The organism is Streptomyces ipomoeae 91-03, assembly GCF_000317595.1.
Lineage (GTDB): Bacteria > Actinomycetota > Actinomycetes > Streptomycetales > Streptomycetaceae > Streptomyces > Streptomyces ipomoeae.
In genome coordinates this window covers 1-12,893 of record NZ_AEJC01000676.1, presented here as the reverse complement: position 1 = coordinate 12,893, position 12,893 = coordinate 1, and the positions used below count along the sequence as shown (strand labels likewise).

14 protein-coding genes and 1 pseudogene are annotated in these 12,893 nt (G+C 71.7%); 4 read left to right on the top strand and 11 right to left on the bottom strand.

From position 1 onward, the window contains the following. The 6 genes and pseudogenes from STRIP9103_RS44555 to STRIP9103_RS44530 all read right to left on the bottom strand — a co-directional run. A pseudogene (locus tag STRIP9103_RS44555) lies at positions 1–387 on the bottom strand (hypothetical protein); the annotation flags it as partial. Positions 388–452: 65 nt separating this feature from the next. Then, entirely contained in the window at positions 453–1,793 is a 1,341-nt protein-coding gene (locus tag STRIP9103_RS44550) for a DUF3500 domain-containing protein (protein WP_009343356.1), read from the bottom strand. Then, positions 1,790–3,421: a sensor histidine kinase gene (locus STRIP9103_RS44545; RefSeq protein WP_009343376.1), complete on the bottom strand. Its 1,632-nt coding sequence runs from the start codon at positions 3,419–3,421 to the stop codon at positions 1,790–1,792. The genes STRIP9103_RS44550 and STRIP9103_RS44545 overlap by 4 nt, the downstream gene beginning before the upstream one ends. Further along, on the bottom strand, positions 3,418–4,152 hold the full coding sequence (locus STRIP9103_RS44540; protein ID WP_009343350.1) for a response regulator transcription factor: 735 nt from the start codon (positions 4,150–4,152) through the stop codon (positions 3,418–3,420). The genes STRIP9103_RS44545 and STRIP9103_RS44540 overlap by 4 nt, the downstream gene beginning before the upstream one ends. A gap of 131 nt (positions 4,153–4,283) precedes the next feature. Next, the gene (locus STRIP9103_RS44535; protein WP_009343361.1) at positions 4,284–5,180 is read right to left on the bottom strand and encodes a pirin family protein; all 897 of its coding nucleotides are present in this window, start codon (positions 5,178–5,180) and stop codon (positions 4,284–4,286) included. A gap of 28 nt (positions 5,181–5,208) precedes the next feature. After that, a complete protein-coding gene (locus tag STRIP9103_RS44530; protein ID WP_009343378.1) occupies positions 5,209–6,135 on the bottom strand; it encodes an alcohol dehydrogenase catalytic domain-containing protein in 927 nt (308 codons plus the stop codon). Positions 6,136–6,229: 94 nt separating this feature from the next. Here STRIP9103_RS44530 and STRIP9103_RS44525 point away from each other — a divergent pair, with 94 nt between their 5' ends. Next, positions 6,230–6,694, top strand: a complete 465-nt coding sequence (locus STRIP9103_RS44525) for a MarR family winged helix-turn-helix transcriptional regulator (protein WP_009343352.1) — start codon at positions 6,230–6,232, stop codon at positions 6,692–6,694. A gap of 90 nt (positions 6,695–6,784) precedes the next feature. Here the strand turns inward: STRIP9103_RS44525 and STRIP9103_RS53715 are convergent, their stop codons facing one another. The 5 genes from STRIP9103_RS53715 to STRIP9103_RS44500 all read right to left on the bottom strand — a co-directional run bounded on the left by STRIP9103_RS53715 (position 6,785) and on the right by STRIP9103_RS44500 (position 11,161). Further along, entirely contained in the window at positions 6,785–7,657 is an 873-nt protein-coding gene (locus STRIP9103_RS53715; protein ID WP_009343363.1) for a response regulator, read from the bottom strand. Positions 7,658–7,730: 73 nt separating this feature from the next. Next, a complete protein-coding gene (locus STRIP9103_RS44515; protein ID WP_009343348.1) occupies positions 7,731–8,981 on the bottom strand; it encodes an MFS transporter in 1,251 nt (416 codons plus the stop codon). A gap of 20 nt (positions 8,982–9,001) precedes the next feature. Further along, positions 9,002–9,532 (bottom strand): DinB family protein, encoded by a 531-nt coding sequence (locus STRIP9103_RS44510; protein ID WP_009343374.1) that lies wholly within the window; start codon positions 9,530–9,532, stop codon positions 9,002–9,004. Then, positions 9,520–10,596, bottom strand: a complete 1,077-nt coding sequence (locus STRIP9103_RS44505) for a flavin monoamine oxidase family protein (RefSeq protein WP_009343372.1) — start codon at positions 10,594–10,596, stop codon at positions 9,520–9,522. Before STRIP9103_RS44505 ends, STRIP9103_RS44510 begins: the two co-directional genes overlap by 13 nt. A 91-nt stretch (positions 10,597–10,687) precedes the next feature. Then, the gene (locus tag STRIP9103_RS44500) at positions 10,688–11,161 is read right to left on the bottom strand and encodes a zinc-binding dehydrogenase (protein ID WP_052315625.1); all 474 of its coding nucleotides are present in this window, start codon (positions 11,159–11,161) and stop codon (positions 10,688–10,690) included. A 6-nt stretch (positions 11,162–11,167) separates the two neighbouring features. Between STRIP9103_RS44500 and STRIP9103_RS44495 the strand changes: the two genes are divergently transcribed. The 3 genes from STRIP9103_RS44495 to STRIP9103_RS44485 all read left to right on the top strand — a co-directional run. Further along, entirely contained in the window at positions 11,168–11,584 is a 417-nt protein-coding gene (locus STRIP9103_RS44495; protein WP_052315624.1) for a LysR substrate-binding domain-containing protein, read from the top strand. A 125-nt stretch (positions 11,585–11,709) separates the two neighbouring features. After that, positions 11,710–11,871, top strand: a complete 162-nt coding sequence (locus STRIP9103_RS51035) for a hypothetical protein (protein ID WP_009343366.1) — start codon at positions 11,710–11,712, stop codon at positions 11,869–11,871. 239 nt (positions 11,872–12,110) lie between these two features. Next, positions 12,111–12,893: SDR family NAD(P)-dependent oxidoreductase (locus STRIP9103_RS44485; protein ID WP_234022466.1), on the top strand; the 783-nt coding region annotated here is incomplete at its 3' end.

The following is a 12,893-nucleotide window of genomic DNA, read 5'->3' as shown; positions in this document are numbered from 1 at the left end:
ACCCGCATACCGGTGGCGACCGCGGCGGGGGAGTCGCCCCCGGGGGTCGCCCCAGACGGAGGCCGCCAGCGCGGTCCGCAGCTCCGACGGCGTACGGGTACCGGCGAGCCGCGTCCAGGCGATCGCCAGCGCGCCCAGACGGTAGGCCGGGGGACGGAGGCGTTCGGCGCCCGGCTGACGGGAGTCGGCCGCGAGAGCCCTCAGGTGGTGTTCGGTGTTGGAGATTTCGAATCCAGCGGCGAGTGCCCGGATGGCGTCGGCGCCGGCGGCCGGCTGCCAGCCGGCGAGAACCCGCAGATGCCACAGCAGTGTCGCGGAGACCGCACGCTGGGCCTCGGTCGGCGTGGCTCCCGAAGTGACGTCGTGCCGGTATGGCGTGGCCGCCAAGTACCGCAGGGCGTCATCGAGGGTGCGGGACGCGGCTCTCCGCCATGACGGGATGTCCGAGTGCCTCACTGGTGGTGAGGTGAGGTCAGGTAGTGCTGCCTGAGGAGCTCCTTTCCGTAGTCGTTGCCGTTGGGGGTGCGGATGATGGAGTGGACGTGTTTCTGGGTGGGGGTGCTGCCCTGGGTGGCGCCGTAGGCACCGGCGAGGGGGCCGGGGGCCTGGCAGTCGACCTCGACCCAGACGACGGGGCTGTGGACGCGGACGTAGAAGGCGGAGTCGTCGGCGGTGCCGCCGGCCCAGGTGACGTAGGTGTCGTCGAGGTGTCGGCGGACCTCTTCCATCCGCACTTTGGTCACGTCCGCCTTCGCCCGGTCGACGAACGCCTCGACGATGCCGAGGAGCTTCTTCTTCTGGGCGGCATTCAGGGCGTTGCCGCGGATGCCCTCGTACGCCTGGACCGTGTTGTCGGAGAACGCTCCCGCCTTCATGGACTCGTTCGACTTGGTCGAGGAGGCGATCGCCACTGACTGCTGTGCCGTCGTGAGGGAGTTGATGAAGGCCAGCGAGGCGGCGACCTCCTCGTGGCAGACGGTGACCGTTTCACCGTCGATCTCCATCGAGGTCGGCTCCGATCCCCAGAAGCACGGGCTCATCACGACCTGGCTGCCGAGGACGAAGTAGTTGATGACCAGGTGGTGGCCGTCGAACTGGAAGCCCCAGGGCTCGATTTCGGACGGGGTGCCCATCAGGGTCCAGTAGTAGGCGTCCTCGTTGAAGGAGTTCGTGTTGTTGATCGCCTCGCCCGCCGCCTGGTTGATCTTGCGGATCTTCTCCGTCGTCTCCAGGCCGTCGGCGCTCAGCGCCGCCTTCAGCAGGGCGGTCCCGAGGGCCTTCTGGTCGTCGCTCAGGTCGGCGAGGGAGACGCCCTGGCGGTCGTAGGAGTCGATGTTGCTCCACAGGCGCCACTCGGTGGAGTGGACGGTGAACTGCGTCGCGGTCTTCTGGGTGTCGGTGAGACCGGCCAGGAAAGCGTTCGCCGCCTCGATGACGGAGGCGGTGGCGACCTTGGTGGAGTGGATCGTGAACAGGTCGTCGATGCGCTTGCCGTCGGTGGTCAGGCCGAAGAAGTCCTCGGTGATCGTCTGGTTGCCGGGGCCTCCGGCGCCGCCACCCGGGCCGCCGCTGGGAGCGCCGCTCGGGGTCGGGCTCGCCGAGGCGTCGGCCGTAGTGGTGGAGTCGTCGGCGAGCGCGGCCCAGGCACCGGCGCCGCCCATCGTGGCAACGGCGGTGGCGCCGGAGGCGAAGAAGACCTTGCGCATGAAGTTGCGGCGGCTCGCGTGGGCGCGGCGGCCCCTCTCCTGCTCCGGATCGCGCTCCGTGCTCTCCCCGGTGTCGAGCTCGGTCATCGTCGCTGGCTCCCTTCGTCATGGGCACGTCCACGGTTGGCCGGCCACCGCCGACAACCCTGGGGCCCCGAACTGAGGCTGAGCTGAACCGGATTCCGCACAGCAGGGGAAACAGCGCCCGCATCGCCGTGTACGGCATGGCTGACCTGCAAGTCTGTGAATGTGCTGGGGATTCGGCGGAGGTCGGCGGCGCACGGCAACGTGACCGTGAACTCCGTGCGTCCGGGCTCGCTCTCGACGTCGATGCCGCCGCCGTGCGCCTGTGTGATCGCCGCCGCGATGGCCAGGCCCAGGCCCGAGCCGCCGCCCTTGCCGGGGGTCCGGGTACGGGAGGTGTCGGCGCGGGTGAAGCGTTCGAAGACGGTCGGGAGGAGGGCGGGCGGGATGCCGGGGCCGTCGTCCCGTACGCGGATGACGCAGCACGCGCGCGTGGTCTCCACGGCGACCGTGATCCGCGTGCCCGGCGGGGTGTGCACGCGCGCGTTGGCCAGCAGGTTGGCCACGACCTGGGTGAGCCGGGCCGGATCACCGGTCACCGTGGCCGGTTCGTCGAGACGTAGTGCGAGCTGCCAGTCGTGGTCGCCGCCCGCCGCCCGCGCGTCCCACACCGCCTCCGCCACCAGGGTCGCGAGGTTGACCGTCACCGCTTGCAGCGGCCGTCCCTCGTCGAGGCGGGCGAGCAGCAGCAGGTCCTCGACGAGCCCGGTCATGCGGGCCGACTGCGCGGAGACCCGGCGCCACGCCAGCTGCGGCTCGATCCTCGCTCCGCCCCGGTCCATCAGCTCGGCGTATCCGGCGATGGACGCCAGCGGGGTGCGCAGTTCGTGACTGGCGTCGGCGAGGAAGCGGCGCATGCGCTCCTCGCTGCGCTGCCGCCCGGCGAGCGAGGACTCGACGCGGTCGATCAGGTAATTCAAGGCGGCGCCCACCTGGCCGACCTCGGTGGCGGGGTCGGTGTCCCCGGCCGGGACCCGGGTGAGACCGGCGACCTCCCCACGGTCCAGCGGCGCCCGCGCCACCTCGACGGCGGTGGCGGCCACCCGGCCCAGAGGCCGCAGCCGACGCCGTATGACCACCGCGCAGACACAGCCCGCGACGGCGAGTCCGGCGCCGGCGATCACTGTCTCGGTGACGATCAGCTGGTGGATCGCGTCCTGTACGGCGTCCATGGGGAGCCCGGCCAGCACGGGAGCGCCGTCGCCGCTGACGGCGGTGACACGGTAGGTGCCGAGACCTGGGATCGTACGTGTGTGCAGGGTGCCGTCCTCGGTGACGCCGGACAGGGCGGCACGCTGGGCGGCGGTGAGCGTCCTGCGGTCGCCGTCCTCGGTCACCACCTCGGCGGCCGTGACCTCGCCGTCCGAGAGACGGGCCGCGACGGTACCGGCGGGCTGCCCCTGCTCGCTGAGGAAGCTCAGGTCCGTGGCGCTTCCGGCGCGGTAGTGGGCCCCGCCCTGACTGCGCTCCACGGCGTCACGGACACGCTGGTCCAGGTCGTCCAGCAGATGGGCACGCTGGACCAGGACCGTGGCGAGCGCCATCGCCGCGCAGACGACGGCCAGCGTGACCGTGGTGAACAGCACCAGCCTCGCCCGCAGCGAGCGCCCCCTTCCCCGAAGGGGCGTCATGTTCTGCCGTCCGCCGCTCTGATGACGTAACCCGCGCCGCGCACCGTGTGGATCATCGGCGCCCGGCCCTTGTCGATCTTTCCGCGCAGACTGTAGACGTACACCTCGACGAGATTGCCCTCGCTCTCGAACGAGCTGTTCCAGACCGCGCCGAGGATCTGCGCCTTGCTGAGCACCTGCCGCGGATGCCGCATCAGATAGCTGAGCAGGTCGAATTCCTTCGCGGTGAGCTCGATCGGCGTCCCGGCGCGCTGCACCTGGCGGGTCGTCTCGGCCAGTACCAGATCGCCGAGCACCCGTACGGGCTCGTCCGCCGCCTCCCGTTCGGCACCGGCGCGGCGCAGCAGGCCGCGCAGTCGCAGCATGACCTCCTCCAGTGAGAAGGGCTTGGTCACGTAGTCGTCCGCGCCGGCCGACAGCCCGTCGAGGCGGTGTTCCAGCGTGTCGCGGGCGGTGAGCATGAGCACGGGCAGGTTCGCGTTCTCGTACCGCAGTCGTCGCAGTACGTGCACGCCGTCCAGGTCGGGCAGCATCCCGTCCAGGACGACGGCGTGCGGGGCACAGCCGCGTGCGAGCGTCAGGGCGCTGCGCCCGTCCTCCGCCGTGAAGGGCTGCCAGCCCGCCTCCGTCACGGCCCACGACAGCAGCTCGGTCAGCTCGTGCTCGTCGTCGACGGTCAGCACACGCACCGCGCTCTGACGGCTTCCGAGGGTTCCACTGGCGGCAGGCATGCCCCTGATCCTGTCCCGCGTCCCTGATGGATTGCTGTGGATGTCCCATCGCGCTGCTGTGAGTTCGGGAAATGGGGAAGGTTCGTGCAGAGCTCAGGTTCTGGTGGTCTCCCGGCGCCGAGGGCCACCGGTCATCGGTCGTAGGCGAGACGGGCCAGACGCGGTACCGGGCCGAAGGCGCCGGCATGGAAGTCGGTGAACGCCTTCGTGATCTCGACCTTGGTGTTCATCACGAACGGGCCGCCGAGTGCGACCGGTTCACGCAACGGCGTACCGCTGTAGACCATCACGCGAGCGCGCCGCTCGGGGTCGACAGCCGCGAGATGCAGCGTCGTGGTCGCCGTATCGCCCGCTTCCGCGGTGACGGGGTCGGACCAGCCGGTCTGTCCGGTGTGCAGTTCCCGGCCGCCGATCAGCAGGCGGCCGTCCATGACATGCGCGAACAGGCGGTGTTCGGCGGGGACTTGAAGGTCGTAGGAGGAGCCGGGGTCGAACGTGGCGACCACGCCCTGGACCGGATGGTGGGTCCGGGCCGCACCCGTGACGCCGCCGACAGTGCCCGCGTGGACGTCGATGCTGACGCCCGGCGCGTGCACACGGGGCATGGCGGCTCGGGTCAGGTCCTGGTACCGCGACGGCGTCAGCTTCTTCTCGGCGGGCAGGTTGAGCCACATCTGCAGGGTGTGCGCGCGTTCGTCGCGGTAGGCGAGCTCGCGGTGGACGATGCCGTGCCCGGCGGTCATCCACTGCACCTCACCGGCCTGAAGGGCACCGGCATTGCCGAGGTTGTCCCCGTGTTCGAGAACGCCGTCGATCACGGTGGTGACCGTCTCCAGACCGCGGTGGGGGTGCCATTCGAAACCGGGGGTGGAGAACCAGTCCTCGACCAGGGCGAGGAACGGGTCGGTCAGGGCCGGGTCGGTCGGGACGAAGACGAGGGCCTTGTCGTCGACCTGGGCGTCGGGGCCCAGCTGCTGCTTGGTGGTGATGCGGGTCAGCGTCCGTCGGCCCGTCAACTGTGTGGTCACGACTGCTCCTTCAAAGGGTGTCAGGACTTCAGGCGACACGCACGGCGATCTTGCCGCGCGTGTGGTGAGCGGCCAGAGCGGTGAGGGCTTGGGCCGCGTCCGCCAGGTCGTAGCTCTCCTGGACGGGAATCGTGATCGTGCCGTCCACGAGGTGGCGCGCCACGCGGCCGAGGATCTCGGTGCACGGGCCGCGCGTGACGTTGGTGCAGCCGGGGCCGTAGCCGGCCGCGTCGGTCGGCGAGGCGATCCGGCCGCCGTCCCGGACGATGTCCGCGAACGGAGTGATCTCGTACGCGGTCACCGCGTCGAGCAGCGCGTCCACCCCGCCGGGGTGATGCTTGCGCACGGCGGCGATGACGTCGTCTCCCCTCGGGAGGACGTCGCTCACGCCGAGGCCGCGCAGGTAGTCCTCGTCCTCGGGCAGTCCCGGCGCGAGGACGGTCGCACCGGCCGCGCGGGCGAGTTGCACCGCGATGCCGCCGACGCCGCCGGTCGCGCCGACCACCAGGACCGTGTCACCGGGCGCCAGGTCCAGCGCGTCGATTGCCAGGACCGCGGTGGTGGCCGCCACAGCGGCGACCCCGGCGGTAGCGGTGTCAAGGGCGGCGGGCTTGCGGATGAGCGTGTGCTCGCCGGTCGCGATGAGCTCGGCCCAGGCACCCTCGTGGACCGGCTCGCCCATCGGGACTTCCCCGAAGACCTCGTCACCGGCCTCGACGGTGCGGACGCCTTCGCCCACCGCCTCGACGATCCCGGCGAAGTCCCGGCCCAGGGTGATCGGCAGCTTGTGCGGCACCGTCTCCGTGAACATCCCATGGGCGATGTCCACGTCGAACCAGTTCACCGACGACACCTGCACGCGCACCAGCACCTGCCCGGGCCCCGCCACCGGCTCGGGAACGTCGTCGCGCGCCACGGGCGGAGTGCCGAACGCGCTCACAGTGACGGCTCTCATGGCTGCTCCTCACCACTCCCGGGCCGCGCGATATCGTTCCATGACACATCATGCAACTTACATGACGCGTCATGCATTCCGCTAGGCTGCTCTCATGACCACATGGCTGACGACCGAGGAACAGCAGGCATGGCGCGGGCTGGTCAATCTGACCGCGCGGCTCCAGTGCGTACTGGGCCGGCAGCTCCAGGACGAGCACGGCATCTCCCTCGCCGACTACGAAGTGCTCGGCCGCCTCCACGACGCGCCCGACCACCGGCTGCGCGTCCGCGACCTCGGCGCCTCCCTCGCCTGGGAACAGAGCCGCCTTTCCCACCAGCTCGCCCGGATGCAGCGGCGGGGACTGGTCGAGCGGGAGGAGTGCGAGACCGACCGGCGCGGCTCCACGTTCCGTCTCACCCCCGCCGGCCGAACCGCCATCGCGCAGGCCGCCCCCAGCCACGTCGAAGCGGTACGCAGACTCGTCTTCGACGCCCTCTCGCCGGACCAGGTGACCCAGCTGGCCGAGCTGACCGGCGGCCTCCTCACCCACCTGCACGACAGCGTTCGAACGGGCTGAGCGACCGCCACGGCCGGCTCAGAGGAGCGGGACGCGCGACCCACTCCCCCCCACTTCACCCAGCGGGGGTCACCGACCGCGAACGGGCCGTCATCCGCCTGGTCGCCCTGCGGCCGTACGAACGCCGAGATCGCCGCCAGGCTTCGCCGGGACAGCGGCGGCGCGGACCGTCTCCGCGGGGAGCGTCGGACCGGAGCCCTTGAGCAGGAATCCGCGGGCGCCGCCGCGCAGGGCGCCGTAGACGTACTCGTCGCCGTAGACGTACTCGTCCAGGACGCGCGTCGGGCCGCTCACCTCACGGGTCGGCGCCATCGCCGTCTCGCCGTCGGCGGCCCCGGCACCGGGTCTTCGGCCGGCCGCTGTCGCCCGTGGTCGCCCAGATGCAGATGCAGAGCAGGACCTCGACGAACGCCAACCAGGCGGTTCCCGCGGGTGCGGTGTGGGTCGGCCTGCTGCGCCACGCCCAGGGGCGAGGTGGCCACCTGGCGCAGCAGCGTCACCCGCGCTGACGGTGATCAGCGCGGTGGCGGCCGGCACCACCGCCGCGCACCACATCGGCCCCACCCACAGCTGACCGGTGCACCAGGCGCCGAGGCCGCAGGGGAGCTCGGCGAGCGCGGGCAGCAGTGCCGTGTAGGCGAGTACGCCCACCAGGGCTCCGGCCGCGCCGACTCCCGCCGCCTCGACGGCGGTCATGGCGAGGATCTGCCGTGGAGTCGCCCCGGCCAGCCGCAGTGCGGAGTGCCGCTGTTCGCGCCGGGCCGTCCGGCGGCCGAGGCCGGCACGACGAGCGGCACCGGCCCAGCAGCGCGGTCCCCTGGTCGGTGCCGGTGAACAGGCTCGCCCGGCGGCGCCGATCGCGCCGCCCTGCTTCGGGAAGCCGCTCCGGCCGGGTGGCGCGGGGGTCGCCGCGCGGGCGGGCAGCTGGGCCAGGTTCACGACGGTGACGGGTTCGTGGCTCACGTACGTCGGGGCGGCCGGGCTCTGCCCCGGTCGGCGACCTCGCGGTCGGCTTCGGCGGGCGGGGCGGGCCGGCTCACCGGCGGCTCGCGGTGGCGGCGATGGCGGGGAGGACGGCGAGGGCGAGGATGCCGCCGGTGACGGCGAGGACGGGGTAGCCGGCGGCAGCCACGACGAGGCCGGAGGCGAGGCCGCCGGTGGCGCCGGCGATGGCGATGGAGACGTCGACCAGCCCCTGGGTCTTGGCGCGGGTGGCCAGCGGCACGGCGTCGGTGATCATCGCGGTGCCGGAGACCAGGCCGAGGTTCCAGCCCAGCCCCAGCAGGGCGAGCGCCAGGGCGAGCAGGGCGACGGAGTCCGCGGGCGCCGCAGCGGCGGTGATTCCGGCGGCGAGGAGGGTGAGGCCGGAGGCGGCGGCGATGGCGGTCGGGCCGTATCGGTCGACGAGCCAGCCGGTCAGCGGGGAGGGCAGGTACATGGCACCCACGTGGATGGCGATGACCAGACCGGGCGCGGCGGTGCCGTGACCGTGGTCGTGCATGTGCACAGGGGTCATCGTCATGACCGCGACCATGACGAGCTGGGTGAGGATCATCGTCAGCGCCCCCGTCATCAGCTCGGGACCGCGCCTGTGTGCGGGGGCCGGCTCGGCGGCGTCACCCGTCGTCCGCTGCTGGAGGTCGAGGCTGCGGGCGAGCAGCAGGGGGTCGGGGCGCAGCCATACGGCGAGGACGAGGGCGGCCAGCGCGTAGGCGGTACCGGAGAGCAGGAACGGCCCGGCCAGGGCGGGGATGCCGAGGGTGTCGGCGAGGTCGCCGGTGGGCGCGGCGAGGTTGGGGCCAACGACGCCGCCGAGGGTGGTGGCGACCAGGACGGTGGAGACGGCGCGGGCGCGATGGGCGGGCGCGGCGAGGTCGGCTCCGGCGTACCGGGCCTGGAGGTTGGTGGCGGTGCCGGCGCCGTAGACGAACAGGGCGATGAAGAGCAGTGCGGGGTTGTCGGCGACGGCGGCGGCGATGACGCCCGCGCTGCCGACGGCGCCGGTCAGGTATCCCGCGGCCAGGCCTGGTCGACGGCCCCGGGCCTGGGAGATGCGGCCCACCGCGACGGCGGCGAGGGCCGAGCCGGCGGTGAACAGGGCGCTGGGCAGACCCGCGAGGTCGGTGGAACCGAGCATGTCCTGCGCGAGCAGGGCGCCGACGGTGATGCCGGCCGCGAGCCCCGCCCCGCTGAGGATCTGGCTGCTGACCAGGACGGCGAGGACGCGGCGCTGTGCCTCGGGCCGGGGGGATATACCGGCGGTGGTGTCCGGGGCGGTGCTTGTCACAGGCGAGTTTCTCCCCATGGCTACAGAACGTCGACGACGAGATAGCCGTCGATACGGCGTATGTGCTCGCTGTCGGGATCGGACGGGAGCGCGTGGCCGAGGTCGCCCGCGCGGACCTCGCTGATCCACTGGTCGTGCTGGTACTCGTGGTTGATGAGCGCGGTCAGCAAGTGGGTGGCCACGATGGTGAGTTGGGTGGGGGCGCCGACCCGGCCGGCGGCGATGTCCCCGATGCGGGCGTGCACGCGTTCGGCGACCGTGGTGCGGAAGTCGGTCAGTCGTCGGATCGTGGGCAGGGCTCCGCGGAAACGCTCGGGGTTCGCCGAATCCATCAGGGCGTCCAGCTCCGGGTCCGGGCTGGGCTCGGCCGCGGTGAGGTTGCGGATCATGAAGTGGGCGACGTGGGCCTGGTGACCCAGGTGCCAACCGATGGCGCTGGAGTTCTCGTGCGGGCGCCAGGTCACCTCGTCCGGGGTGAGGTCCTTCCACAGTTCGTCGGTGTAGGCACGGGCACGGTCGTACTCGCGCAACAACGCGTCTATCTGGAGCATGAGTTCGCCTCATCTGTCGTCAGGGACGCCGTCACCGCTCGCTCGGCGGCGGCGAGGGCACCCTCGATGTGCCCGGCGTACTGGTCGGCCGTCTCCGTCGATGCCCAGTGCAGCCTGCCGTCCAGCGCGGGCCGCTGGTAGAAGGGGTGCCCGAACAGGGAGTAGTCGGCCAAGCGGTGCACGGCGGGCGGAGCGGTCCACCGTTCGCTGCTCCAGTTCTGTATCTGGAGCGTCTCGGGCTCGGCTGCGGCAGGGCCGAAGAGCTGTGCCAGCTGGGCGACCACCGCCTGCTCGAATCCGGGGCCGACGGCCTGGGCCGCGGCGAAGCCGAACAGCGCGGCGGGCCGCCCGTCGCGGCCCGACATGTCATGGAGCTCCTGCAGCGGACCGGTTCTGCTGACCGCCGCCCCGGCGAGCCCTTCGCCACGCCAGAAGGCGGCCGGATAGCGGGCGACGACCTTGGCGACCGCTCCCATCCACACCGGCGTCGCCCGAGCCAGGCGGACCAGTTCCGGCGGCAGCTCCGAGCCGAAGTCGATGCGCGCGAGGGCGAGCGCGGGAGGTACGGCCACAACGACATGCTCGGCACGCAGCACCGAGCTCGGTGTACGGACTTCGAGCCCGCCGGTGACGTGGCGGTGGATCGCGGTGACGGGACTGTCCAGTCGTAGGACGTCCGTCGGCAGTTCGGCCGCGAGAGCGCGGGCAAGGGCGTCGGCTCCGAGCGCGAAGCGGCGGGCGGGGGCGTCGATCAGGTTGCCCGGCAGCCGTCGTACGCCGGTGGCGTCCTGCACGAGCGTGTCCCCCGCGAGGTGCTGCTCGAACGTGTCGACGCCGAGCCGCGCGGCGAGATCCGCGACCCGTCTCTCCCCGGCCCAGAACCAGGTGGCCCCCAGGTCGAGGGCCCCGGGCGGGGCGGCCGTGCTGAGCAGACGCCCACCGAGACGCTCGCGGGCCTCCAGGCACACGGTGTCGCGCCCGGCGGCGACCAGGGCGGCGGTCGCGGCCAGTCCGGCGATCCCGGCACCGACCACGACGACGTCGTGGCCGTCATGCTGGAGCATGTACGGCTCCCTTTCTCTACTCGTCTCTGTGCTCTACGGCTGTGGTCAGGTGCTGGGAATGACGGTGGTCAGGCACTGGGAACGACGGCGGTCAGGCGCCGGGAACGAGGACCATCCGGAAGCGGGCCTTGCCGTTCTGCTGGGTGTCGAGCGCCTGCTGTGCCTCCTCCAGCGGGACGGTCTGCACCCGGGGGCGGACGCCGGTGGCGACCGCGAACCGCATGGCCTGTTCGGTGTCGGCGGGGCTGCCGGTCAGATGACCGGTGACGCTGCGAGCCCCCATGACGAGCTTGGCCAGGGGCAGTTGCAGGGGGGATCCGTCGAAGCCGACGACGGTGAGCCGTCCGTGCGGGGTGAGCCCGTCCACCAGCTCCGCGAGCGGCTTGCTGCTGGAGGCCGTGGACAGGATCAGCCCCGCCCCGCCCAACTCCCGCAGCGCCGCCCCAGGTTCCTGCCGCTCGGTGTCGATGTAGTGCCGCGCGCCCAGTTCCTCGGCGAGCTCACGCTTCTCCTCGCCCCGGCCGATCGCGACCGTCTCGAACCCCATGGCCGCGGCGAACTGCACCGCCAGATGCCCCAGACCGCCGATCCCGAGGACGGCGACCCGATCGCCCGGCCCGGCGCCGAAGGTCCGGTGGAGCTCGGAGCCGCCGCCGACGCCGCCTACATCCTCGTCCCCGACACCTGCGGACTGACCACGTTCACCACCCAGCTCTTCCACAGCAACGACCTGCCCCTGCGCACCTATCCCGGCGAGGCGTCCAGCTACCGCGTCCTGGACGAGTGGGCCGGCCTGGGAGTGGGCGCGGCGCTCCTGCCCCGCTCCAAAGTGACTCACCAGCACGCCAGTTGCCGGCCGCTGGTGCGCTCCGGCACCCCGGTCGAGCTCTCCTACGAGGCGGTCTGGGCGCGCGAGAACCCGCTGGCCGCCGATATCGAGGAGTTTGTGGATGCCCTCGCCAAGGCTGCCGCACCCCTGGGCAAGTAATTACCTTCGACTATGGCCACATCACAGATGAGCCTCTACCGGACGTCTTTCGGGATATCTACGTTGGGGCGTGCACCGAACACCTGCGGATTCCTCGTGGGCCGCGAGACGGTAAAGGACGCACGATGGCTTATCTGGAAATCCCCCTCCCTGCGGTAAAGGCGCGGCGCATCGAGGCGGTCGGTGTCCACCAGCGGTACAGGCAGCCGTTCCTCGACACGGTCCGCGCCGCCTCCAAGGAGCTGCTCGTGCGCGACGAGGACGTCCAGGTGCTGCACGGCTTCTGAACCGTCGACCAGGCCCGCGCCCACCTCGACAGCGACCTGTGCACCAAGGACGTCGGCGGCGGCCTGTCACCGCTGCTGTCCGCCGCCCCGAGGTCCGGCTCTACGAGACCGTCCGACCTGTCGGGCCCCACAGCGCCGTCCGGCTCCCCCTCCCGGGGCCGCAGCCGTCACTTTCCTCTCCGCTTCCCGCATCCCGGGCTCGGATTCTCCCCTGCCCGCCCTCTCACCAGGAGCTCAGCATGTCCCGCACCATCGTCGATCTCACTGGCAAGAAGGCCATCGTCATCGGTGGCACCAGCGGTATGGGTCAGGCCATCGCCCGGCACGTCCTCGACGCCGGCGGCAGCGTCGTCGTCACCGGCCGGACCCCCTCCAGCGCCGAGGCAGCCGCCGCCGCTCTGGCAGACTCCGGCCGTGTCACCGCGCTGGCGGCCGACCTCGCCAACGCCGACGCCGTCGAACGGCTGCGTACCGATCTGGCCAAGGGCCACGCCGACGCCGCGCTTCTGGTCAACGCGGCCGGCGTGTTCGCCCCGAAGCCCTTCGTGGACCACACGTATGAGGACTACGACCGCTACCAGGCCCTCAACCGGGCCTTCTTCTTCCTCACCCAGACCGTTGTCGGCAACATGATCGCCCGTGACATCAAGGGCTCCGTCGTCAACATCGGGTCCATGTGGGCCCACCAGGCCGTCGCCGCGACGCCGTCGTCGGCGTACTCGATGGCCAAGGCGGCACTGCACTCCCTGACCCAGCACCTGGCCATGGAACTCGCCCCGCACGGCATCCGCGTCAACGCGGTCGCCCCCGCCGTCGTCCGCACGCCCATCTACGAGGAGTTCATCCCCAAGGGGGAGGTCGACTCCGCGCTGGACGGGTTCAACGCCTTCCACCCTCTCGGCCGTACGGGAACCGCCGACGACGTCGCCGCCACGGTCGCCTTCCTTCTGTCGGACCAGACCGACTGGGTCACCGGCGCGGTCTGGGACGTCGACGTGGAGTCATGGCCGGACGCAACTGAC